Genomic DNA, 21,356 nt, shown 5'->3' on the forward strand with positions numbered 1-21,356 from the left:
ACAACCGAAAGCGCGATGACGATTCATCCGAATCTCATCGCGCTTTTCTCATCGCGCTTTAGAGTGATCGGCGTCGCTCTCTTCGGGTTCAAGCGGCCGATTGCGTTGTCGAAATCCAGCTCTTGTTCTCCTGCACCACTGGTGCTTCGCCGATCGTCGTCCCGGCCGCGGCCTTGAGAGTGGCACCCTGCCCCAGTTCACGGGCCAACACCTCGCGGTCACAGGCATCCTCCCACAGCGAAATGGTGATGGATGCGACACAGTTGCTGATCATGCTGGTCAGCGCCCGCGCTTCCGACATGAAGCGGTCGATGCCGACGAGCAGCGCCACGCCGGTCACGGGCAGATCCGGCATGACGGAGAGGGTCGCGACAAGGGCGACGAAGCCGCTGCCGGTGACACCAGCCGCCCCTTTGGACGTCAGCAGCATCAATCCGAGCATCGCCGCGATCTGCCCCCACGACAGATGAATGTCGCAGGCCTGCGCGATGAAGATGGAGGCCAGGGTGAGATAGATGGCGCTGCCGTCCAGATTGAAGGAATAGCCCATCGGCAACACGAGCCCTGACACGCCTTTCCGGCATCCGAGCTGCTCCAGCTTGCGCAGGGCGCCAGGCAGCGCCGGCTCGGACGACGACGTGCCGAGCACGATCAGCAGCTCTTCCTTGAAGTAGCGGATCGTCTTCCACAGGCTGAAGCCGTTCAGCCGCGCCAGCGTACCAAGCACGACCACCACGAAAACGGAGCAGGCGATATAGAAGGTCAGGATCAGCAGTCCGAGCGAGCCGATCGAACGGATGCCGTAGCGGCCCACCGTGAAAGCCATGGCCCCAAAGGCGCCGAGCGGAGCGAGCTTCATGATGAAGCCGAAGGACACGAAAAGCACTTGTGAAAAGGACTCCACTGCCTTCGTCACCACAACGCCGCCGTCGCCGGCGCGGCTCAGGCCAAAGGCGATCAGAATGGAGATCAACAGGACCGGCAGCACTTCGCCATCAGCAAACGCACCAAAGAAGGAGTGCGGGATGATGTGCAGCATGAAGTCCGTAAATCCGGTCGCACCTGCCTGCTTGGTGAATTTCGCGGCCACTGACGGATCCAGCGTATTGACCGCAACATGCATGCCGACGCCCGGCTGGATCAGCGACACGGCCATCAACCCGGCCAGCAGTGCGAGCACCGTCAGCAGGTAAAACAGCGCCATGGACTTCACCAGCGTGCGGCCAACCTCGCGGGAATCGCTGATGCTGTTGATGCCGCTCACGATGGTGCAGAACACGATCGGCGCGATCATCATCTTCACCAGCTTGACGAAGCCGTCGCCAAAGGGCTTCAGCGCGGCGCCGAATTCGGGCCAGAAATGGCCGGTGAGGACACCCAGCATCAGGCCGATCAGCACCTGGACATACAGAATCCGGTAGAAGGGCTTTCCAGTCTCGGTGTTCGGGTGTCCAACCGGCGCTTCCTTGTGCATTCTCATTTCTCCCATGGCTCTGATTTTTTGTGATGGCTTCGGAAACGGCGGGCTTCAGGCCGCCAGCACCGAATGAGGCACGTGTGATCGACGGGCGAAGACGTGGCCCTCGAAGATTCGCCGGGCTGTCCGCAGCACCCTGGCAACCGGGCCGGGCTCCAGCCGAACCACGAGTTGGCCGGAGGGATGGGCGAGGGTGATCGGCACCGGCGGCGCCAGTGGTCCGACCATCTCTGCCGCGATCGTCCCGGGCGTGACGCATGCCGTCGCGATCGCGACGGCGCCGGTCACCGCCAGCGCGCTATGGCAGTCGTGCGGCATGAAGTATCTGGTGGTCAACGTCGCCTCGCCCCCGCGCGCAATCAGGACCGGCTTCGGGATCACCATTGCCGCGGAATCTGGAAAGCCCATCCGGCGTCCGGCCTCGATGCGCAAAACTTCGAGACGCGCGCGAAAGCTGCCGTCGGCGAAATCCGAGGGAGCCTCGCGGCCGGTCCATCCCAGATCCGCCGCGCGGACCAACATGACGGGCATCGCCGCGTCGATGCAGGTCACATCGATCCCTTCGATGCGATCGACCGGTCGTCCGGTGGGCAGGAGACGACCGGTGCGTGCGCCGGCCGCGTTGGGAAACGACAGTTCGATCGGCGCGGCCGTTCCCGGCACACCGTCGATCCGCGCCTCGCCGTCGTAAGTCACGCGCCCTGCGGGGGTCGGCACGGTCGCATCAATCAGCTTGCCGGTATTGACGTTGTGGATCCGCACATGGGTGCGGTCTGCGGCGGCGGCGACCAGGCCGGCTTCGATTGCGAACGGCCCAACCGCCGCCAGCATGTTTCCGCAGTTCGGCGAGGTATCCACGATGCCTTCACGAACACGCACCTGGGCGAACAGATAATCGACATCGGCGCCGGGCACCGATGCCGGTCCGACGATCGCGACCTTGTTGATGACGGCATTGCCACCGCCGATCCCGTCGATTCCAAGATCGTGTCCCCCTCCCATCACAGACAGCAGGATCGCGTCGCGCAGTCTGGGATCGGCCGGAAGATCGCGGGCCAGGAAAAACGGCCCGCGCGAGGTACCCCCGCGCATGACCACACAGGGAATGGCAATCTGATCGTTCATGAGGCTGTTCCGTTCGGCGACAACTTCGCCCGAGCCGAAGCATCGTCGACCAGAACTCTTTTGTGAAATGCAAATATCTGAGGTATTATTCCAGTTACCGATATAATGGAGCCTTGCCATGAACGCGGAACTGCTCGACCTCAAGGCGTTCATCACCGTGGCGGAGACGGGAAGTTTCGTCCGTACCGCCAGGGCGCTGAACCTGTCGCAGCCGGCGCTCAGCCGGCGCATTCAGAAACTGGAAGAAGGCCTCGGTGCGCCGTTGCTCGAGCGGTCGACGCGCCACGTCAATCTCACCATGACGGGGCGCGACTTCCTGCCGAAGGTGCGCCGCCTCATCGATGAGTTCGAGACCTCGGTGCTCGCCATCCACGATATCGGCGCGCGAAGTTCAGGCCTCGTCTCTGTGGCTGCGGTGCCGACGGCGGTGTTCTATTTCCTGCCGCGTGCGATCGGCCGGTTTGCCGAAGCTTATCCGCGCATTCGCATCCGGATTCTGGACATCGGTGCCAATGAGGGATTGGAGGCGGTCGCGCGCGGAGAAGCCGATTTCGGCATCAATTTCATCGGTGCATCGCATGCCGAAATCGAATTCGAGAAACTGGTCGAGGATCCCTTCGTCCTGGCCTGTCGTCATGATCATCCGTTGGCATCGCGCAAACAGGTCAGCTGGTCGGAGATCGTGTCGCACCGGGTCATCACCGTCGGTCGCAACAGCGGCAATCGCGCGCTGATCGACAATGCGCTGGCGCGGCATGGCCTGCAGCTGAACTGGTCCTATGAAGTCGCTCACCTCTCCGGCTCGCTTGGCCTCGTCGAAGCGGGACTTGGCATCGCCGTACTGCCGAGGCTCGCGACGCCCGCGGCCGGTCATCCCATCATCCACACCATTCGCTTAAACGAGCCGGAAGTGTCGCGGACGATCGGAATCGTGCGCAGGCACGGGGCCACACTATCTCCTCATGCCAGCCAGTTTCTCAAGATGCTCCTCGAGGCCTGGCACACGCCTTCCGGGCCGAGCGGGCAAGACAAGCCGCGGTCCCGATCGGCTCAGGCAAATTCGAATGCCGTTTCGGCGGGCCGGAAGGGAAAACGCTGATAGCTCGGCGGCGCAGCGGTGCGAGGACCGTTCCCGTCGAAACGGAAGTTCCTCGGATCAGCCCTGCCTTTTCAGAGGCATTCCAGCTCCTCCGGACACAGCGGTGTGGTGTGGCCAGCCAAGTGCGTTGCGTTCGGTCTTCATACCGCTTACAAAGCCCGGCTTCGCCAGTCGCGAGCAGGTACGGAATTGCACATGGTCAGGCGATCAGAACGCAGAACCCGAATTGATTGCCGCGAATTGATGCGGCGATTGGATCGATGCGCGGGTTAAGCATCTCCTTCGCCCCGATATCCCACAACATAGGTCTGACAAGATGCCGCTAGATCGGCTCACCGCCATGCGCTAGTGTTTTACACGACCGGTTAAAAACACCGGCCGTTTGAGGGAGAAAAACGTGAGATCCAAGGTTATTGGCGCAGTGTCACTGGCGGTCGCTGCGGTTGGGCTGTTCGCGGTCACTGCACCTGCCTTTGCGCAGCAGAAGACGATTACGGTCTGGTGGGGCAAGGGCTTCTATCGCTCCGAAGACGACGCGCTGATCGATACGATCAAGAAATTCGAAGCCAAGACCGGCATCAAGGTCGAATTGTCGCAATACGCGATCCAGGACATGATTCCGAAGACGGTTGCCGCGCTCGATGCCGGCACCGTGCCCGATGTGGCCTATTCCGATTCCTATGACGTGCAGGCGCAGGGCAAGTGGGCCTATGAGGGCAAGCTCGAGGACCTCACGGACGTCATGGAGCCGATCAAGGACCGGTTCGTGCAGAACACGCTGGATGCCTCGATCCTCTATAACGACGTCGCCAAGAAGAAGGCCTATTACGGCTTCCCGCTGAAGCAGCAGAGCATGCACGTCCAGATCTGGAACGACATGCTGGAGAAGGCCGGCTTCAAGCAGAGCGACATCCCGAACGACTGGACGGGCTATTGGACGTTCTGGTGCGACAAGGTGCAGCCGGGGATCCGCAAGGCCACCGGCCAGCGCATCTACGCCGTCGGCCAGCCGATGGGCGTGGAATCCACCGACGCCTTCCAGTCGTTCTACACCTTCATGGACGCCTACCACGTCAAGCTGGTCGACAACGACGGCAAGCTCCTGGTCGACGATCCCACGGTTCGCGAGAACCTGATCAAGGCGATGAAGGACTACACCGACACCTATATCAAGGGCTGCACGCCGCCCTCCTCGACCACCTGGAAGGACCCGGACAACAACGTCGCCTTCCACAACAAGACCATCGTGATGACTCACAACTTCACGATCTCGATCGCTGCGAAGTGGTTCGAGGACTCCCAGAACCAGGCCCTGACCCAGGAGCAACGCGACGCCGGCAAGAAGGCCTATGAGCAGGACATCATCACGGCGTCCTTCCCGAAGGCTCCGGACGGCTCGACCATCCGCTACCGCTCCGACGTCAAGACCGGACTGGTCTTCACCGCGGCCAAGAACAAGGCCGAGGCCAAGCAGTTCATCAGCTTCCTGCTCCAGGAAGAGAACGTCCGTCCCTACATCGAGGGCGCGCTCGGCCGCTGGTTCCCGGTGACGAAGGAAAGCCAGGAAAGCCCGTTCTGGCAGGCTGACAAGCACCGCAAGGCGGTCTACGCCCAGTTCAAGGGCGGCACCGCGGCGTTTGACTTCACCAAGAACTGGAAGTTCACGATTCTGAACAACGAGAACGTCTGGGCCAAGGCGATGAACCGCGTCGTCAGCGAGAAGGTTCCGGTCGACAAGGCCGTCGACGAACTGATCGCCCGCATCAAGCAGGTCGCGGGCTAAGGTCTATCCCTCCCTCTCCCCGCGCCTCGCGGGGAGAGGTGAAACGCTAACACCGGCCGCCTCGTGCGGCCGGAAGTCCTTTCAAAGAGTTTCGAAAGAATGGCGATCACGCTCTCTGGCGATCAGTCGATCCCCGCACCGCCCTTGTCGTCGCGGCTGACCCCGGCGCAGGTCTGGGGCATCATTCTGCTCGCGCCCTATCTGCTGGTTTTTCTCGCCTTCGTCGTCTATCCCGTCTGCTACGGGCTATGGCTGGCGCGGGCCCCCGCGAACTATGTCGCGCTGTACAACGATCCGATCTTTGCGCGTGCCGCGGTCAACACGCTGATCTTCCTGGTCATCGGCATCAACATCAAGATGCTGATCGCGCTGCTCTTGTCGGGATTCTTCGCGCAGCAGCGCACCTGGATCAAATGGCTCTCGGTGATCTTCATCCTGCCCTGGGCGGTGCCGTCGATCCCGACCATCCTGTCGGTGCGCTTCATGCTCAATCCCGAGTGGGGCGTCATCAACCACCTCATCTTCTCCTTCACCGGCGATGACGGCCCGAACTGGCTGAACGACCCGACCGTGGCGCTCAGCATGGCGATCGGCGTGCACATCTGGAAGTCGCTGCCGTTCTGGACGCTGATCCTGATCACCGGACGCCTTGCGATCTCGCACGACCTGTTCGAGGCCGCCGAGGTGGACGGCGCCAGCTTGTGGCAGAAATTCCGCTACATCACCTGGCCGTCGATGCAGACGCTCTACGTGACCTGCACGCTGCTCTCGATGATCTGGACGCTCGGCGATTTCAACAGCGTCTACCTGCTCACCGGCGGTGGCCCGGCCGACCTCACGCACGTGCTGTCGACGCTCGGTATCCGCTATCTCCGGCTCGACCAGCTCTCGCTCGCGATGGCCTCCATCGTCTGCGCGATGCCGTTCGTCCTGCCGCTCGTGTACTTCATGATGAAACGGTTGTCGCGATGAAGCTTCCCTCTCTCCGTGACGTCGCGACGGAAGCGCGGCTGCTCCTGATCGGCATTCCCGTCTTCCTGTGGACGATGATCCCGATCTACCACATGTTCCTGTTCGCGATCTCGCCGAAGGAGGACGCGTTCTCGGGCAAACTGTGGCCGGACCATCCGACGCTGCACAACTTCGAGATCGTGTTCAAGCAGCAGCATTACTTCCTGCGCGACTTCTACGTCCAGTTCTGGAATTCGACGCTGATCGCGGCGGCCGTCGGCGTGCTGACGCTGTTCATCGCCACCGCCGCGGCGTTCTCGATCTCGCGGCTGAAAGTGCCGGGCGGGCGCATGGTGCTCAACCTCGCGCTCTTCACCTATTTCATCCCCGCGGCGTTCCTCGCGGTGCCGATGTATCGCACCATGGGCAATTACGGCCTGCTCAACAATCACTGGTCGCTGATCCTGGCCATGGTGACGATCGCCAGCCCCTACGCGATCTGGGTGCTCAAGCAGGCCTCCGACAAGCTGCCGGTCGAGCTGGATGAAGCAGCGGTCATGGACGGCGCCACGACGCTGCAGATCTTCCGCCTGGTCTATCTGCCGCTGATGATGCCCTCGCTGGTCGCGATCGGCACCTACGCAGTGTTGCTCGCCTGGAACGAATATCTCTACGCGTTCCTGCTGCTCTCGAACGACCGTGAGATCACCCTCCCCGTCGCGCTCGGCAACTTCCTTGCCGCCGACGACTCGCCGTGGGAGCTGCTGATGACCACCGGCTTCATCTACGCGCTGCCGCCGGCCGCGGTCTATTACGCCTTCCGCCGCTACATGGTGGGCGGACTCACGGCGGGCGCGGTGAAGTCGTAAACAGGCCGTCATTCCGGGATGGTCCGAGGACCAGACCCGGAATCTCGAGATTCTCAGGTGCGCAATTGCGCACCTGAGTTCGATGCTTCGCATCGCCCCGGAATGACGCTCTCCCCTATAGCGGCGCCGCGCTCTCGCCCTGCGAGCTCGACAGTTTTGAGGCGAGCGAGGCGATGACGATGACGACCGCGATCAGGGCGATCACCAGCGTGCAGATCGCGTTGATCTCCGGCTTCACCCCGAGCCGGACCTCCGAATAGATCCGGATCGGCAGCGTCGCCGAGCCGGGACCGGTGGTGAAGCTCGCGATCACGAGATCGTCCAGCGACAGCGTGAACGCCAGCATCCAGCCGGCGACGATCGCCGGCGCGATCAGCGGCAGCGTCACGGCGACGAACGCGCGGACCGGGTTGCAGCCGAGGTCCATCGCCGCCTCCTCCAGCGAACGGTCGAGCGAGCCGATGCGGGACTGCACGACCACCGCGACAAAGCACATGGTCAGCGTGGTGTGGGCGATCGTCACCGTCCAGAAGCCGCGCTCGGCGTTCAGCGCCACGAACAGCAGCAGCAGCGACAGTCCTGTGATCACCTCCGGCATCACCAGCGGCGCATAGAGCATGCCGGAGAACAGCGTGCGGCCGCGGAACCGCTCGCCGCGCGACAGCGCCACCGCCGCGAGCGTGCCGAGCAGCGTGGCGATCGTCGCGGAGCAGACCGCAACCCGTAGGCTCATCCAGGCCGCCTCGATCATGGCGCGGTCGTTGAAGAATTCGCGATACCAGCGCAGCGACCAGCCGCCCCACACTGTCACCAGCCGCGAGGCGTTGAAGGAGTAGAGAACGAGGATCAGGATCGGCAAGTAAAGGAACGCCAGCCCCAGCGCCAGCGAGGCGATGTTGAAGCGGGACAGGCGGGAGACCTTGCGCATCGCCCTACCTTCCCTGTTCGAGCTGCCGCTTCTGCAGCCGCTCGTAGAGCAGCAGCGGCAGCAGCAGCACCACCAGCAGCACGATGGCCGCGGCGGAGGCGACCGGCCAGTCCTTGTTGGTGAAGAATTCGAGCCACAGGGTCTGGCCGATCATCAGCGAATTGGAGCCGGCCAGGAGATCAGGGATGACGAACTCGCCGACGATGGGGATGAAGCACAGCAGCACGCCGGCACCGACGCCGGGCAGCGACAGCGGAAAGGTGACGAGCCAGAACACCTGCCACGGCGGCGCGCCGAGATCGGAGGCCGCCTCCTCCAGCACCGGCTCCATCTTGGCGAGTGTGGCGTAGAGCGGCAGGATCATGAACGGCAAATACGAATAGACGATGCCGATATACATCGCGGTATCTGTGGAGAGCCACACCACGGGCTGGCTGACCAGATGCAGCGCCAGCAGGATCTGGTTGAGCAGGCCGTCATGCTGGAGGATGTTGATCCAGGCATAGATGCGGATCAGGAACGAGGTCCAGAACGGCACGATCACCAGCACCATCGCTATGGCCTGCCAGCGCTTCGGCAATCGCGCCATGCCATAGGCAATGGGATAGCCGATCAGAAGCAGCAGCGCGGTCGCTGTGACGGCAACGGTGAGACTGCGCACATAGGCGAACACATAGATGTCGTCGGAGCCAAGCAGCCTGAAATTGTCGACCGACAGCGCGGCGAAGGCGGCCTTGAGCGCTTCCCATCCCGCCGTCAGGTCGAACACAGGCTCGTAAGGCGGCTGCGCGATTGCGGTCTGCGACAGGCTGATCTTGAGCACGAAAGCGAACGGCACCAGGAAGAACAGCGCCATCCAGACATAGGGTGCGATCGCGGCAAAGCGCGCCGGTCGCGCGAAAATGCGGCGGGAGCTCATGACGGCAGCACCACGCAATCGTCGGGCGTGAACCAGGCGACGACATTCTGGTTCAGGCTGTAGGCGTCGACATCGATGCGCGCACTGTTGGCGACCGAAGCCTGCAGCATCCCGCCGGTGTCGAGCTTTACCTTGTAGGTGGTGGTGCCGCCGAGATAGCAGATGTCGGCGATCACGCCGTCGAGGGTGTTGATCGCCGTCTCACGACCGGCCTCGCTCACCGGGCCGCGGCGCGAGAGCTTGACCTTCTCGGGGCGAATCGCGACCGTGAATCTTCCGGTGCCGACCGGCTCGCGTGGTTCGGCCACCACCAGCGCACCCGCATCGCGCGTGCCAATGACCAGACGATGGCCATCGCGCAATTTGGACTCGCCGTCGAACAAATTGATGTCGCCGACGAACTCCGCGATCCAGCGCGAGCGCGGCGCCTCGTAGAGCTCGCGGGGGCTCGCGACCTGGGCGAGCTTGCCGGCTTTCATCACGCCGATCCGGCTCGCCATCGTCATCGCCTCCTCCTGGTCGTGGGTGACGATGATGAAAGTCATGCCGAGCCGCCGCTGCAGCTCCATCAGCTCGCCTTGCGTGCTCTCGCGCAGCTTCTTGTCCAGGGCTGCGAGCGGCTCGTCGAGCAGCAACAATTGCGGCCGTCGCGCCAGGGCGCGGGCGAGCGCGACGCGCTGGCGCTGGCCGCCGGAAAGCTGGTCCGGCTTGCGCTTCTCCAGGCCCTCGAGCTTCACCAGCGCGACCATCTCCGCAACACGCGTGGCGATGTCGGCGCGCGCCATGCCGGCGCGCTTCAGGCCGAAGGCGATGTTGTCGCGCACCGACAGATGCGGAAACAGCGCGTAGTTCTGGAACATCATGTTGATCGGGCGCTCGTGCGGCAGCGCCTGCGCGATATCCTTGCCGCCGAGCAGGATGCGCCCCCCATCCGGCGCCTCGAAGCCCGCGAGCATGCGCAAGAGCGTGGTCTTGCCGCAGCCGCTGGGGCCCAGCAGCGCGAAGAACTCGCCGGCCTTGATGTCGAGCGACACGCCGTCCACGGCCCGGAACGTCCCAAAGGTCTTGGCGACAGCCTCGATGCGCAGCAGCGGCTGGCCCGCGGCCGGAAATGCATCTCTGGCAGCTGCATCCGCCGCCAAATTCGTTCCGGGTAACTCTTCCGCCATGGTCCCTGCCAACCCCGATTCCGCCGCACGCTAGCGGCCGATCGGCCTTTGCTCAACCGCTACAGGGTGGATCAGCCCAAATTGGCCTTCATGCGGGGCGCCAAAGGGCGTATGATCGCGACATGACCAAGTTGCTGGATCAGGCCCTGGAGATCGCGCGCAGTCTGCCTTCGGACGCGCAGGACGACATTGCCCGGATCGTACTCCAGCTCGCCGGTGCCGAGGCAGCGCCTCCTGTCATCCTGTCGGATGATGAAAGATCGGCAATTGCCGCATCGAAGGCTGCGGCTAAACGGGGTGAATTCGCAACCGAGGCTCAGGTCCGAGCGACTTGGGCCAAACACGGCCTGTGAATATTCGCTACACACTTCCGGCGCTCGCCGACCTCGATTCCATTCTGACTTACATTGCAGAAGCGTCTCCTCAGGGAGCGGCACGCGTCCAAAAGCGCATTCAGGACGTTATTGGTCTGCTGCTGGCACATCCCGAGATCGGTCTGCGAACTGACGATCCGGATATCCGGAGATTGACCACAACGCCCTACCCGTTTCTCGTCATTTACGAGATCGGGACTCAGGAGATCATCATCCATGCTATCCGCCATGGGGCTCGCGATCCCGGAAGGATGCCGGGTGCGCGAGATTCCGACTAGCTCACATTCGCCATGAACGCGGCCAGCGCGTCGCGGTCCGCTGGAGGCATTGTCAGGCCCAGCTTGGAACGGCGCCAAAGGATGTCGTCCGGAAAGCGCGCCCATTCGTTGGCCATAAGATAACGCACCTCGGCACCGGTCAGTTCGGGACCAAAGGCTGGGCCGAGCTCCTCGCGCGTCTTCGCTTCGCCCAGCATTGCCGGCAATCGCGAGCCATAGGCCGCGACCAGCCGCTGGGCCTCTGGCTCCGACAGAAAGCGCCAGCTGTCGCGCGCGAGGTCGACCTCGGTGTCGAAACGGTCCCAGGCGAAATCTCCACCGGGCAGCGCCGCGCCGGCGGTCCAGGGCGGCGACATCGGATAGAACGGGGTCAGCTTCGTCACCGCCCGCTCCGCGCGCAGGCGCGAGGTGGTGACATCGCCGCCGAACATCGTCAGCAGCGGCGCCTTGCGCCGGCGCGCATGGAACAACGTCGCGCCCTCGCGCCCGCGCGCGGACGCCAGCGCCAAATTGACGCCGGACACCGTGCGGACCACGTCGGTCGGGGCAACGCGCTCGCGGAAATAGCGGCTGGCGGCCTCGCAGAGATAGCTGACGTCGGCGCCCGGCATCGCGACGATCGCGGGGTCGCCGGTGAAAGCATGCGTGACCGTCCCGATCAGCGTGAAGTCCCGCTCGAAGGGCCGGGCGAAGATCAGCCGCCCATCATTGTTCTGAAAGACGTACACGTTTTCACAATCGAACAGGCGCGGCACGACGATCTGGCTCATCTGCATGGCCGCCATCGCCGGCTGCGGCTGCCGCAGCACGGTCTCCGCGACCATCGCGGTCCAGGCGCCGGTGGCGTTGGCCAGTGCCCGCGCCGTGACCGTACGGCGATGGCCGCGATCGACCACAGCGAGCCGCCAGGTCTCGGTTCGATCGGCACGGACGCAGCGCGCCCCGGTCCGGATCGCCGCGCCACGTTCGGCGGCATCCAGCGCCGTGAGCACGACCAGGCGGGAATCGTCGACGACGCAGTCCGAATATTCGAACGCCGTGCCGAACGGACGTTTCAGCGCGTTGCCGACCGGATGATGCGTGATGTCGAGGGTCACTGAGGGCGGCAGGCCGCCCCGGTTCGTGATGCCGTCATAAACATAGAGACCGGCGCGCAATAGCCATGGCGGACGCTCCTCGGAATGCGCGGGGATCACGAAGCGCATCGGCCGGACCAGGTGCGGCGCGATCCGGAGCCAGATCCGGCGCTCGGCGAGCGCCCGGCGCACCCGCCAGAAGCCGCGGCGCTCCAGCACCGACAGGTCGCCATGGATCAGCCGCGGTGTCGCCGACGACGCAGCGCCGGCAAGATCGCCCTGCTCGAACAGAATCACGCGCAGACCGCGGCCGGCCGCATCGCGCGCGAGGCTGACACCGTTCAGGCCGCCGCCGATGATCGCAAGGTCATAGTCCGCCATGAAACCGTCGAGAGGGCGCGAAACGAAACGCTCTCATCCCTAGAGCCATTTTCGTTCCGATGAAATCGGAACGGGGCTCTAGATTCTTATTTTGACGCGTTTTCCTTGACGCGAACCGGTATCCACTTCGCTCGAAAACGAGCTAACCGGTCTTGAGCGCGAGCTCCATGGTCTCGTCGCGGCCGACGAGATCGGCATATTTGCCGATCGGCAGGGGCTTGCCGAGCAGATAGCCCTGCACGCCGTCGCAGCCCTCCTTGGCGAGGAAGGTGAGCTGTTCGACCGTCTCGACGCCCTCAGCGATAATCGACATTTCGAGGCCGTGGCCGAGATCGATCACGGCGCGCACGATCGCCGCCGATTGCGGGTTGCGGCCGAGATTGATGATGAAGGCGCGGTCGATCTTGATCTTGTCGAACGGGAACGCCTGGAGATAGCTCAGCGAGGAATAGCCGCTGCCGAAATCGTCCATGGAAATGCGCACGCCGAGCGCCTTGAGGCGGCGCAGCAGCGCAAGGCCCCGGTCGAAGTCCTCGATCAGCACGCCCTCGGTGATCTCGAGCTCGAGCCGGCCGGGCGCAAGCCCCGTCTCGATCAGGATCGAGTGGACCAGCCCGACCACGTCGCCGTGCATGAACTGCGCCGGCGACAAATTGACCGCGACCTGGAGCGGCTTTGGCCAGGACGCCGCCTCGCGGCAGGCCTCACGCAAGATCCACTCGCCCATCTCGACGATCAGGCCGCTCTCCTCGGCGATCGGGATGAATTCGGCCGGCGAGACCTGGCCGCGCACCGGATGCTGCCAGCGCGCCAGCGCCTCGAAGCCGATGATCTCGCTCTCGGCGACGCTGAGGCCCGCGGCCCCCTGCGGCTGGAAGGCGAGCGAGAGCTCGCCGTTCTTGATCGCCATCGAGAGGTCCTGATGCAGCACGCGGCGATCGCGGATCTGCTGGTCCATCTCCGGCTGGTAGAGGCTGATGGTGCCGCGCGACTTCTGCTTGGCGCGGAACAGCGCCGCGCCGGCATTGGCGAGCAGCGAGGCACCATCAGCGCCGTTGTGCGGGAAGATCGACATGCCGGTGGTGACACCGGCACGGACCGGCCGGCCATCGATCTGGAACTCCTGCGCGACGGCTTCGCCGATCAGCTGCGCCAGCGCGAGACCCGCTTCCGGCTGCTTGCCGTCGATGATCAGGCCGAACTCGTCACCGGACAGGCGCGCCACCACGCCGCCCCGCGCGGAGTCCTGGAGCCGCTGGGCCACCTCGATCAGGAGCTTGTCGCCGAGCGCATGGCCGAAGACGTCGTTGACCTCCTTGAGCCCGTCGAGGTCGATGCAGAGGACGGCGAACTCCTCGCCGGTGCCTTCGCAGGCCTCGATCATCTGGGTCAGCGCCTGCAGGAAGGCGGCGCGGTTCGGCAAGTCCGTGAGACCGTCATGATAGGCCATGTGCGCCATGCGCGACTCGGTCTGCCGGCGGTCGGTGACGTCCTCGTGGGTCTTGATCAGATATTGCGGCTCACCGGCATCGCTGAGCACGGTGGCGCGGCGGGTCAGGAACAGCCGCAGGCCGTCCTTGGTGGAGATCGGATGTTCCTCGGTGATCATCCCGCGCTTCTTGATCGCCGCCTCGTCGCGCGCGATGATCAGCTTGGCTTCCTTGGGATTGAAGATGTCGGATGCGGTCAGGCCCGTGGCTTCCTCGCGCCGGCGGTTGAGGATCGTCTCGGCGCTGCGGTTGGCGAGGAGATAACGGCCGTCCTTGACCTGCTCCACGATCAGCGCGACCGGGATGTTGTCGACCACGAGCTCGAGGAACTTCTTGGTGCTCTCCAGCTCCTGCGACAGCGAGCGGCGGTCCGTGATGTCCTCGAACACCAGCATCAGGAATTCGGGCTTGTTGCTCTCGTTGCGGACGACGATCCGGATCGAGGCCACCATGCGCCGCTCCCCGCCGCGGTCGACCTCGAACTCATTGCGGAACTGGCCGTCCGGCGAATTGAGCGCCGCCCGGTCGGTCGCCTCGATGCTGGCGGCCGAGATCGGCGCGAACAGCTCGCGCGCATTCTTGCCGACGACATGATCCCGCGAGAACCCCCAGAACCGCTCATAGGCGCTGTTGGCGAAAATGTAGCGGCCGTCCTCGATGTTCTTGGCGGCGACGCAGGCCGGCACATTGTCCAGCACGGTTTCCAGGAACTGCTTGGTCGAGGCGAGCTGCCGCGACAGCCTGCGCTGCTCGCTGACGTCCAGATGCGTCGCCACCGAGCCGCCGTTCGGCAGCACGTAATATTTCACCAGGATGGCACGGCCATCCGGCAGTTCCGTGATCAGGCCGTTGGGGCTCGCCGCCTTCTCGAAGAACTCGCCGTCGGAGACCCCGCCGAGCACGCCGCGCTTGCGTCGCAGATCGAGGAGCTCGTGGCCGTTCATGTCGGCCCAGAGATCCGACCGCGCCAGGCCGTAGATATCGAGATAGCGGTCATTGCAGAAGATGATGCGCCGCTGCGCATCCGTCATGACCACGCCCTGGTTGAGATTGTTCATGGCGGAGGAGACGAAGGCGTTGCGCCGCAGCTGCAGACGCCGGGTCCGGCGCAGCGAGGAATGGATCCACAGCGCGATCGCGGCGAGGAATGCGCAGACGACGATGCCCGCGATCAGGGCTTCCCAGATCACGTTGGGATCGAGCTGGCCGAGATAGCTCGGCGGGACGTGGCTGTCCGAGAGTGCAAAGGCGCGTGCGGGCACGACCGCGCCGGCCAGGCACGCAACGGCCTGCACAGCAATCGGAAGCGTGCCGCCCACGTGCCAGTTCTTCTCAGCCATCAGCCACCCGCGATTTCAACGTCGGATTGTCTGGCCTCGCGGGTTTGGATCGGGTAAACGCCTGTACGCGCAACAGAAAAATGTGACGCCAAACACGGCAATTGCCCTGACATGATAAATGCCTCCTTAACGGAAAACGGCCCCAAGCCCTCGTTCTCAGGTCCAATGCCACCGGCGCTTCCAGCGGACATCCTGCACAACCATGGATAAGGTCGACTGCATCGTCATCGGAGCCGGCGTGGTCGGGCTCGCGGTGGCCCGGAAGCTTGCCCAGGCCGGGCGCGAGGTCATCGTGCTCGAGGAGGCCGAGGCCATCGGCACCATCACCTCCTCGCGCAACAGCGAGGTGATCCATGCCGGCATCTACTACCGCGCCGGGAGTTGGATGGCGCGGATGTGCGTCAGCGGCAAGCACGCGCTCTATCGCTACTGCGCCGAGCGCGGCATCCCCCACAAGAATTGCGGCAAGCTGATCGTCGCGACCAATGCGAAAGAGACCGAGAAGCTGCAATCGATCAAGGCGCACGCCGAGGCCAATGGCGTGCTCGACATGCAGCTGCTCACGGGCGAGGCCGCACGCGCGCTGGAGCCTGCCCTCGCCTGCGACGCCGCGCTGCTCTCGCCCTCGACCGGCATCATCGACAGCCACGCCTACATGCTCTCGCTGCGCGGCGAGGCCGAGGAAGCCGGCGCGGCCTTCGCGTTTCACACTCCGCTGGTCCGCGCCAAGGCGGCGGCCGGCATGATCGAGGTCGAGGCCGGTGGCGATGCGCCGATGACGCTGCAATGCAGCCTCCTCGTCAACGCCGCGGGTCTCTCGGCGACGACGGTCGCGCGCAATATCGAGGGCATGCCGCTGGACCGGATTCCGCCGGCCTATCTCGCCAAGGGAAACTACTTCAGCTGCAACGCCAGGGCGCCGTTCTCTCGCCTGATCTATCCGGTGCCCGAGCCCGGCGGGCTAGGGGTACATTTGACACTGGACATGGCAGGGCAGGCGCGTTTCGGTCCTGATGTCGAGTGGATCGAGACGATCAACTACGAGGTCGATCCATCACGCGCCGAGCGCTTCTACCCGGCCATCCGCAAATACTGGCCGACGCTGCCCGACGGCGCATTGATGCCGAGCTATTCGGGCATCCGCCCGAAGATCGTGCCGCCGGCCGTGGCCACGCAGGATTTCCTGATGCAGGGGCCGCGCGATCACGGCGTCGCAGGTCTGATCAACCTGTTCGGCATCGAATCGCCGGGACTGACGTCCTCGCTCGCGATCGCCGATCACGTCGCCGAGCTCGCAGAGATCTAGAGCATGATCCGGAAAAGTGTGCAGCGGTTTTCCGAAAAGATCATGCTCAAACGAATAACCTAAAGCGCGATGGCGATTCATCCTGATCCCATCGCGCTTTAGGCCACACGCAACGATGATTGCGCGGGGTCTCGCACCTTGCAGCAGGGATGAGCTCAAAGGCTCTCATCCCTGCCTGAAAGGGTACGATCAACTCAACACTGTTATGGGGGTTACTAGTGGAGCGTATCGCCTTGCTTCAGACGCTCGATCTGGTCCTTGACCAACAACTTCCGGCGCTTCAACTCAACAATTTGCAGGTCGTCTGTTGAAAGGTGCACGAGAGCTTCGTGCAATTCGTTTTCGAGAAGTTTGTGTTTCCGCTCCAATTCAACAAGATGTGCCTGAATTGTCATTCGAAACCTCCTCGGTAGGGGTGAACCTCAGGATTCGATCCGGACGGCGAAGTCTACATCACCGATTCGTTCTGTCGATGGGTATCCGTCGTCGCGGTGTCATTTTTGAAAATTCATATGTAATGAAGCGTGAGTACGGAACCGCGCGGGAAAAATCCATGATATCAATGCGCTTGCGCAGCGCCGCAGCGAACCCTCGAAATATCTTGCGAGAGATCGGTGAGCGACGGCCCGAGATCGCTTGCGGTCACGCCGCGCAAGGACGATAATTTCCACAGGGCATCCACAGCCCAGATCACACGCCTATCGGTTTTCGGCCACCGCAGACATGACCCATGAAGACGAGCGTGAGCTCGAAGCCGAGCTCACCCGGTTGCAGCAGGAACACCGAGATCTCGATGCCGCGATCGATGCACTGCATCAATCGCCTGCCCCCGACCTGTTGCGGTTGCAGCGGTTGAAGAAGCGCAAGCTGTTGTTGCGCGACCGCATCGCGTTCATCGAAGACCAGATCACGCCCGACATCATCGCCTGATCGGCCCCCGCGCTGCCGAGACGCGTTCCCGCGTCTGAATCCGCTTGACTCAAAAAGAACAAAATAGGAACATTCCTGCGCCAGACGCCCCAGGAAACGCCCAAGGGAAACACCCAAGGAAACTCACAAGGACAACGCAGATGCCCGCACCAGCCCTTTTGGACAACAGCCATTACGAACAGGCCTGCGATCAGGCGATCGCGATGTGCGACGGCAATCTGCGCAGCACCATCAAGGCGCTGATCATGGCCAACGAGTATCTGGAGGCGGAGCTGGAAGAGTTGCAGGCGGCGATTTCTGCCGGCTGCATTCCCGAGACCACGCGCAGCAAGGTGCGGAGCAAGAGCAGCGCCGCTTAACTTTCAACATTGGAGCAACGCCATGTCGGACGTGACCTACTACGTTGCAATGCCCTTTTTGATCGATGCCGACGGATCTCCCGTCGCAGGCGCGGCGGAAGAGTGTCAGTCCTCATCGGCGGCACTCCGGCGCGCCGAGATTCTGGCGCGCGGTGCCGGCCATATCGGCGCGGTCGCCTTCAGCCGCAGCGGCGATCCCATGACCGGCGAATTTGGCGACGCGACACTGCTGCGCAAATTCGGCAACGTGCCGGAAGATCTTGCCGCGCTGTAGGATCAGCTGCTGACGAGCCTGATCGGCGGCTCGTGCCGGCGGCGCGCCTTGCGCAGATACATGGCGGCATCGGCCTCTTCCAGGGCGCTGGCTGGGTCGGAGTGCGGACCGAGCAAGGCGACACCGGCGGAGGCGCCCGCCGTCACGTGCTGGCCGCGGAACGCGAAGGACAATTCGTCGATCGCCTGCTCGAAGGTCGCGGCCTTCGCCTTGGCATCGGTCTCGTTGAGATTCCACAACAGCAGTGCGAACTCGTCGCCGCCGAGCCGGCCGACAACGTCGGAGGCGCGGACCTGCCGCGTCAGCGTCGCGACAATCGCCTTCAGCACCTCGTCGCCGGCGGCATGGCCGAAGGAATCGTTGATCGGCTTCAGCCGGTCGACATCGAGCACGATCAGCGCACCGCTGGCGCGATACCGCTTCATGTAGGCAATGGCGCGCGTGAGCTCGCGCTCGAAGCCGCGCCGGTTCGGAATCTCGAGCAGGAAGTCGGTGTCGGCGGCCGCCTCGAGTTCCGAGACCCGCAGCAGGGCCGCCTTGAGCTTACCCTTGAGGCCGCGGATGGTCGCCTTGCTGTCGCCGGCAACCGGCGCTCTGCGCGAGGCCGGCTTGGCCGGGCGATTCGAGACGGCTTTGGATCGGCCGGCGCTGGTCTTCCGGCCCTTTTGGGCCTTCGCAGCGCTCGCCCTTTTTGATTTCTTCATGGGCTTCCTGCTCAATGAAGGCTTGCGGGGATTCACCAAGACAGGATAGTGCATTCCCTTCTCCTTGCCACCGCCTTGCGAGCCGCCGGCCGGAACCGTTAATCTGGCCTATGTTTCTGTTTTCCCGAGCACAATTGACGTCATGACCGCGCCGATCGCCATCATCATGGGAAGCCAGTCGGATTGGGACACGATGCGGCATGCCGCCGAGACGCTCGATGCGCTCGGCATCGCCGCCGAGACCCGCATCGTTTCGGCCCACCGCACCCCTGACCGGCTGTTTGCCTTCGCCAAGGGCGCCAAGGCGACGGGTTACAAGGTCATCATCGCCGGCGCCGGCGGCGCTGCGCATCTGCCGGGCATGACGGCGGCGCTGACGGAACTCCCGGTGTTCGGCGTTCCCGTCGAATCGAAGACTCTCAAGGGCCTCGATTCGCTCTATTCGATCGTGCAGATGCCCGCGGGCATCCCGGTAGGCACCCTCGCCATCGGCAAGGCCGGCGCGATCAACGCGGCGCTGCTTGCGGCTGCCGTGCTGGCATTGGCCGACCCGGCCCTGTCCGACCGTCTCGCCGCCTGGCGCAAGGCGCAGAGCGACGCGGTTGCCGAGCGTCCGGAGGACAAGGCGTGACTGACGCAAAGCAGGTGAAGCTGAAGCCCGGCGACACCATCGGAATCCTCGGCGGCGGACAATTGGGGCGGATGCTGGCGATGGCTGCGGCGCGGCTCGGCCTTCGCTGCCAGGTGTTCTCGCCCGATCCGGATTCGCCGGCCTTCGACGTCGTGCTGAATGCGACCTGCGCCGAATATGCCGACGTCGAAGCGCTGGAGTTGTTCGCGAGCGACGTCGACGTCATCACCTACGAATTCGAGAACGTACCGGCGGCCGCCGCGATGGTGCTGGACGCGCGCCGCCCGGTGCTGCCCAATCGCAAGGTCCTCGAGACCACCCAGGATCGACTCGCCGAGAAGGATTTTGTGACGAAGCTCGGCATCGGCACTGCGGCCTATGCTGACGTCACCTCCGTCTCCGCGCTGCGCGAGGCGATCCTGAGGATCGGCCTCCCGGCGGTCCTGAAGACCCGCCGCTTCGGCTATGACGGCAAGGGCCAGACCATCATCCGCGAGGGCGACGACATCGCCAAGGTGTGGACCAGCCTCGCCACCAAATCGGCAATCCTGGAGGCCTTCGTGCCGTTCGAGCGCGAGATCTCGGTGATCGCCGCGCGCGCGGCCACAGGTGAGGTCGAGTGTTTCGACGTGACCGAGAACGAGCACCGCGACCACATCCTGAAAGTATCGCGCGCGCCCGCGCCGATCCCGGACGCGCTCGCGGACGAAGCGCGCAACGTCGCGAGCAAGATCGCGACTGCGCTCGACTATGTCGGCGTGCTGGCGGTGGAGATGTTCGTGCTCGCCAACGGCACCGGACCGAAAGTGCTGGTCAACGAGATCGCCCCGCGCGTGCACAATTCCGGGCACTGGACGCTGGACGGCGCCTCCGTCTCGCAGTTCGAGCAGCACATCCGCGCCATTGCCGGCTGGCCGCTCGGCAAGCCGGTGCGCCACGGCGAGATCGTCACCATGACCAATCTGATCGGCGACGAGATCAACGACTACGAAAAGTGGCTGACCGTCCCGGGCGCCACGGTGCACATCTACGGCAAGGGCGCGCCGCGCCCCGGCCGCAAGATGGGCCACGTCACCGAAGTTCGGCCGCCCAAAGGCAAGTGAATCAAGGGCAAGTGAGGGGACTGCAGCAGAGGCTGCAATCCCGCTCGATAATTACGCCGTCTTTACGCCTGCAACGACGCCCGTGGGCTCCTCGCTGAGCCAGCGATAGATCACCCCGCCGAGCGCACCGCCGATCAGCGGCGCAACCCAGAACAGCCAGAGCTGCGACAGCGCCCAGCCGCCGACGAACAGCGCGGGACCGGTGCTGCGCGCCGGGTTCACCGACGTGTTGGTGACGGGAATGCTGACGAGATGGATCATCACCAGCGCAAGCCCGATCGCGAGCGGCGCGAAGCCCGCGGGCGCGCGACCGTGGGTCGCACCCATGATGATGAACAGGAACATCATGGTCATCACCACCTCGGTGAGGAAGCAGACCATCATGCTGTACTGACCGGGCGAATGCGCATCGTATCCGTTCGACGCGAAGCCCTTGGTGACGTCGAAGCCGGGGGCCCCGCTCGCGATGACATAGAGGAGCCAGGCGGCCACGATCGCGCCGGCCACCTGCGCGACCACGTAAGGCAGGATCTGGCCGGCGGGAAAGCGCCCGCCGGCGGCAAGGCCGACCGTGACAGCCGGATTGAGATGACAGCCCGAGATATGGCCGATCGCGTAGGCCATCGTGACGACGCTCAAACCGAAAGCCAGGGACACGCCGACCAGACCTATTCCGACTTGCGGGAAGCCGGCCGCGATCACCGCGCTGCCACAACCTGCGAATGTGAGCCAGAAGGTGCCGATAGCCTCGGCAGCATATTTTTTCATATCCATTGTCGTCCCCTCATTT

The 21,356-nt window shown here is 64.0% G+C and carries 22 protein-coding genes; 12 read left to right on the plus strand and 10 right to left on the minus strand.

Annotation, left to right across the window (positions count from 1 at the left end; all coding sequences use genetic code 11):
• Window positions 1–88: 88 nt before the first annotated feature.
• Window positions 89–1,474 (minus strand): C4-dicarboxylate transporter DctA, encoded by a 1,386-nt coding sequence (gene dctA / locus GGD63_RS17565; protein WP_183244108.1) that lies wholly within the window; start codon window positions 1,472–1,474, stop codon window positions 89–91.
• 54 nt (window positions 1,475–1,528) lie between these two features.
• On the minus strand, window positions 1,529–2,602 hold the full coding sequence (locus tag GGD63_RS17570) for a 4-oxalomesaconate tautomerase (protein WP_183244110.1): 1,074 nt from the start codon (window positions 2,600–2,602) through the stop codon (window positions 1,529–1,531).
• A 118-nt stretch (window positions 2,603–2,720) separates the two neighbouring features.
• Between GGD63_RS17570 and GGD63_RS17575 the strand changes: the two genes are divergently transcribed.
• The 4 genes from GGD63_RS17575 (at window position 2,721) to GGD63_RS17590 (ending at window position 7,304) form a co-directional block, all read left to right on the plus strand.
• Window positions 2,721–3,701 carry a LysR family transcriptional regulator gene (locus GGD63_RS17575; protein WP_183244112.1) on the plus strand — a complete coding sequence of 327 codons (981 nt, stop codon included), beginning with the start codon at window positions 2,721–2,723 and terminating at the stop codon, window positions 3,699–3,701.
• 397 nt (window positions 3,702–4,098) lie between these two features.
• The gene (locus GGD63_RS17580; protein ID WP_183244114.1) at window positions 4,099–5,484 is read left to right on the plus strand and encodes an ABC transporter substrate-binding protein; all 1,386 of its coding nucleotides are present in this window, start codon (window positions 4,099–4,101) and stop codon (window positions 5,482–5,484) included.
• A gap of 99 nt (window positions 5,485–5,583) precedes the next feature.
• The gene (locus GGD63_RS17585) at window positions 5,584–6,456 is read left to right on the plus strand and encodes a carbohydrate ABC transporter permease (protein ID WP_183244116.1); all 873 of its coding nucleotides are present in this window, start codon (window positions 5,584–5,586) and stop codon (window positions 6,454–6,456) included.
• On the plus strand, window positions 6,453–7,304 hold the full coding sequence (locus tag GGD63_RS17590; protein ID WP_018641536.1) for a carbohydrate ABC transporter permease: 852 nt from the start codon (window positions 6,453–6,455) through the stop codon (window positions 7,302–7,304). The genes GGD63_RS17585 and GGD63_RS17590 overlap by 4 nt, the downstream gene beginning before the upstream one ends.
• Window positions 7,305–7,419: 115 nt before the next feature.
• Here the strand turns inward: GGD63_RS17590 and GGD63_RS17595 are convergent, their stop codons facing one another.
• Genes GGD63_RS17595 through GGD63_RS17605 form a run of 3 tightly spaced genes read right to left on the minus strand, consistent with a single transcriptional unit; the run spans window position 7,420 to window position 10,320 of the window.
• On the minus strand, window positions 7,420–8,232 hold the full coding sequence (locus GGD63_RS17595) for an ABC transporter permease (RefSeq protein WP_183244118.1): 813 nt from the start codon (window positions 8,230–8,232) through the stop codon (window positions 7,420–7,422).
• 4 nt (window positions 8,233–8,236) lie between these two features.
• A complete protein-coding gene (locus GGD63_RS17600; RefSeq protein WP_183244120.1) occupies window positions 8,237–9,151 on the minus strand; it encodes an ABC transporter permease in 915 nt (304 codons plus the stop codon).
• Window positions 9,148–10,320: an ABC transporter ATP-binding protein gene (locus tag GGD63_RS17605; RefSeq protein WP_183244122.1), complete on the minus strand. Its 1,173-nt coding sequence runs from the start codon at window positions 10,318–10,320 to the stop codon at window positions 9,148–9,150. The genes GGD63_RS17600 and GGD63_RS17605 overlap by 4 nt, the downstream gene beginning before the upstream one ends.
• A gap of 122 nt (window positions 10,321–10,442) precedes the next feature.
• Between GGD63_RS17605 and GGD63_RS17610 the strand changes: the two genes are divergently transcribed.
• Entirely contained in the window at window positions 10,443–10,673 is a 231-nt protein-coding gene (locus GGD63_RS17610) for a hypothetical protein (protein ID WP_183244124.1), read from the plus strand.
• Window positions 10,670–10,972 carry a type II toxin-antitoxin system RelE/ParE family toxin gene (locus GGD63_RS17615; protein ID WP_183244126.1) on the plus strand — a complete coding sequence of 101 codons (303 nt, stop codon included), beginning with the start codon at window positions 10,670–10,672 and terminating at the stop codon, window positions 10,970–10,972. The genes GGD63_RS17610 and GGD63_RS17615 overlap by 4 nt, the downstream gene beginning before the upstream one ends.
• On the opposite strand, the gene GGD63_RS17620 is transcribed toward GGD63_RS17615, so the two are convergent.
• Both GGD63_RS17620 and GGD63_RS17625 read right to left on the minus strand, forming a co-directional pair.
• Entirely contained in the window at window positions 10,969–12,429 is a 1,461-nt protein-coding gene (locus tag GGD63_RS17620; protein WP_183244128.1) for a glycerol-3-phosphate dehydrogenase, read from the minus strand. The two genes, GGD63_RS17615 and GGD63_RS17620, sit on opposite strands and share 4 nt — an antisense overlap.
• A 142-nt stretch (window positions 12,430–12,571) precedes the next feature.
• Window positions 12,572–15,259, minus strand: a complete 2,688-nt coding sequence (locus GGD63_RS17625) for an EAL domain-containing protein (RefSeq protein ID WP_183244130.1) — start codon at window positions 15,257–15,259, stop codon at window positions 12,572–12,574.
• 202 nt (window positions 15,260–15,461) lie between these two features.
• Between GGD63_RS17625 and GGD63_RS17630 the strand changes: the two genes are divergently transcribed.
• Window positions 15,462–16,565, plus strand: coding sequence for an NAD(P)/FAD-dependent oxidoreductase (locus GGD63_RS17630; protein ID WP_183244132.1), 1,104 nt, complete (start codon window positions 15,462–15,464; stop codon window positions 16,563–16,565).
• A 215-nt stretch (window positions 16,566–16,780) separates the two neighbouring features.
• Here the strand turns inward: GGD63_RS17630 and GGD63_RS17635 are convergent, their stop codons facing one another.
• Window positions 16,781–16,960: a YdcH family protein gene (locus GGD63_RS17635; protein ID WP_183244134.1), complete on the minus strand. Its 180-nt coding sequence runs from the start codon at window positions 16,958–16,960 to the stop codon at window positions 16,781–16,783.
• A 328-nt stretch (window positions 16,961–17,288) separates the two neighbouring features.
• Here GGD63_RS17635 and GGD63_RS17640 point away from each other — a divergent pair, with 328 nt between their 5' ends.
• The 3 genes from GGD63_RS17640 (at window position 17,289) to GGD63_RS17650 (ending at window position 18,128) form a co-directional block, all read left to right on the plus strand.
• Window positions 17,289–17,495, plus strand: coding sequence for a YdcH family protein (locus GGD63_RS17640; RefSeq protein WP_018641547.1), 207 nt, complete (start codon window positions 17,289–17,291; stop codon window positions 17,493–17,495).
• 140 nt (window positions 17,496–17,635) lie between these two features.
• Window positions 17,636–17,854, plus strand: coding sequence for a hypothetical protein (locus GGD63_RS17645; RefSeq protein ID WP_018641548.1), 219 nt, complete (start codon window positions 17,636–17,638; stop codon window positions 17,852–17,854).
• A gap of 22 nt (window positions 17,855–17,876) precedes the next feature.
• On the plus strand, window positions 17,877–18,128 hold the full coding sequence (locus GGD63_RS17650) for a hypothetical protein (RefSeq protein ID WP_183244136.1): 252 nt from the start codon (window positions 17,877–17,879) through the stop codon (window positions 18,126–18,128).
• Window positions 18,129–18,130: 2 nt separating this feature from the next.
• Here GGD63_RS17650 and GGD63_RS17655 read toward each other — a convergent pair whose 3' ends face one another.
• Window positions 18,131–18,832, minus strand: a complete 702-nt coding sequence (locus GGD63_RS17655; RefSeq protein WP_183244138.1) for a GGDEF domain-containing protein — start codon at window positions 18,830–18,832, stop codon at window positions 18,131–18,133.
• Between the two features lie 142 nt (window positions 18,833–18,974).
• Here GGD63_RS17655 and purE point away from each other — a divergent pair, with 142 nt between their 5' ends.
• Both purE and GGD63_RS17665 read left to right on the plus strand, forming a co-directional pair.
• Window positions 18,975–19,463, plus strand: coding sequence for a 5-(carboxyamino)imidazole ribonucleotide mutase (gene purE / locus GGD63_RS17660; protein ID WP_183244140.1), 489 nt, complete (start codon window positions 18,975–18,977; stop codon window positions 19,461–19,463).
• Window positions 19,460–20,566: a 5-(carboxyamino)imidazole ribonucleotide synthase gene (locus GGD63_RS17665; RefSeq protein WP_183244143.1), complete on the plus strand. Its 1,107-nt coding sequence runs from the start codon at window positions 19,460–19,462 to the stop codon at window positions 20,564–20,566. Before purE ends, GGD63_RS17665 begins: the two co-directional genes overlap by 4 nt.
• Window positions 20,567–20,617: 51 nt before the next feature.
• Here the strand turns inward: GGD63_RS17665 and aqpZ are convergent, their stop codons facing one another.
• Window positions 20,618–21,340 carry an aquaporin Z gene (gene aqpZ, locus GGD63_RS17670; protein ID WP_183244145.1) on the minus strand — a complete coding sequence of 241 codons (723 nt, stop codon included), beginning with the start codon at window positions 21,338–21,340 and terminating at the stop codon, window positions 20,618–20,620.
• Between the last annotated feature and the right edge of the window lie 16 nt (window positions 21,341–21,356).

This window comes from Bradyrhizobium sp. cir1 (assembly GCF_014198245.1).
Taxonomy (GTDB): Bacteria; Pseudomonadota; Alphaproteobacteria; order Rhizobiales; family Xanthobacteraceae; genus Bradyrhizobium.

Coding starts and splice junctions, on each gene's coding strand:
- GGD63_RS17600 (WP_183244120.1), bottom strand. CDS start 9,151: ATGAGCTCCCGCCGCATTTTCGCGCGACCGGCGCGCTTTGCCGCGATC.
- GGD63_RS17635 (WP_183244134.1), bottom strand. CDS start 16,960: ATGACAATTCAGGCACATCTTGTTGAATTGGAGCGGAAACACAAACTT.
- GGD63_RS17655 (WP_183244138.1), bottom strand. CDS start 18,832: ATGAAGAAATCAAAAAGGGCGAGCGCTGCGAAGGCCCAAAAGGGCCGG.
- GGD63_RS17650 (WP_183244136.1), top strand. CDS start 17,877: ATGTCGGACGTGACCTACTACGTTGCAATGCCCTTTTTGATCGATGCC.
- GGD63_RS17610 (WP_183244124.1), top strand. CDS start 10,443: ATGACCAAGTTGCTGGATCAGGCCCTGGAGATCGCGCGCAGTCTGCCT.
- GGD63_RS17630 (WP_183244132.1), top strand. CDS start 15,462: ATGGATAAGGTCGACTGCATCGTCATCGGAGCCGGCGTGGTCGGGCTC.
- GGD63_RS17605 (WP_183244122.1), bottom strand. CDS start 10,320: ATGGCGGAAGAGTTACCCGGAACGAATTTGGCGGCGGATGCAGCTGCC.
- GGD63_RS17640 (WP_018641547.1), top strand. CDS start 17,289: ATGACCCATGAAGACGAGCGTGAGCTCGAAGCCGAGCTCACCCGGTTG.
- GGD63_RS17595 (WP_183244118.1), bottom strand. CDS start 8,232: ATGCGCAAGGTCTCCCGCCTGTCCCGCTTCAACATCGCCTCGCTGGCG.
- GGD63_RS17620 (WP_183244128.1), bottom strand. CDS start 12,429: ATGGCGGACTATGACCTTGCGATCATCGGCGGCGGCCTGAACGGTGTC.
- GGD63_RS17585 (WP_183244116.1), top strand. CDS start 5,584: ATGGCGATCACGCTCTCTGGCGATCAGTCGATCCCCGCACCGCCCTTG.
- GGD63_RS17570 (WP_183244110.1), bottom strand. CDS start 2,602: ATGAACGATCAGATTGCCATTCCCTGTGTGGTCATGCGCGGGGGTACC.
- dctA (WP_183244108.1), bottom strand. CDS start 1,474: ATGCACAAGGAAGCGCCGGTTGGACACCCGAACACCGAGACTGGAAAG.
- GGD63_RS17575 (WP_183244112.1), top strand. CDS start 2,721: ATGAACGCGGAACTGCTCGACCTCAAGGCGTTCATCACCGTGGCGGAG.
- GGD63_RS17625 (WP_183244130.1), bottom strand. CDS start 15,259: ATGGCTGAGAAGAACTGGCACGTGGGCGGCACGCTTCCGATTGCTGTG.
- purE (WP_183244140.1), top strand. CDS start 18,975: ATGACCGCGCCGATCGCCATCATCATGGGAAGCCAGTCGGATTGGGAC.
- aqpZ (WP_183244145.1), bottom strand. CDS start 21,340: ATGGATATGAAAAAATATGCTGCCGAGGCTATCGGCACCTTCTGGCTC.
- GGD63_RS17590 (WP_018641536.1), top strand. CDS start 6,453: ATGAAGCTTCCCTCTCTCCGTGACGTCGCGACGGAAGCGCGGCTGCTC.
- GGD63_RS17645 (WP_018641548.1), top strand. CDS start 17,636: ATGCCCGCACCAGCCCTTTTGGACAACAGCCATTACGAACAGGCCTGC.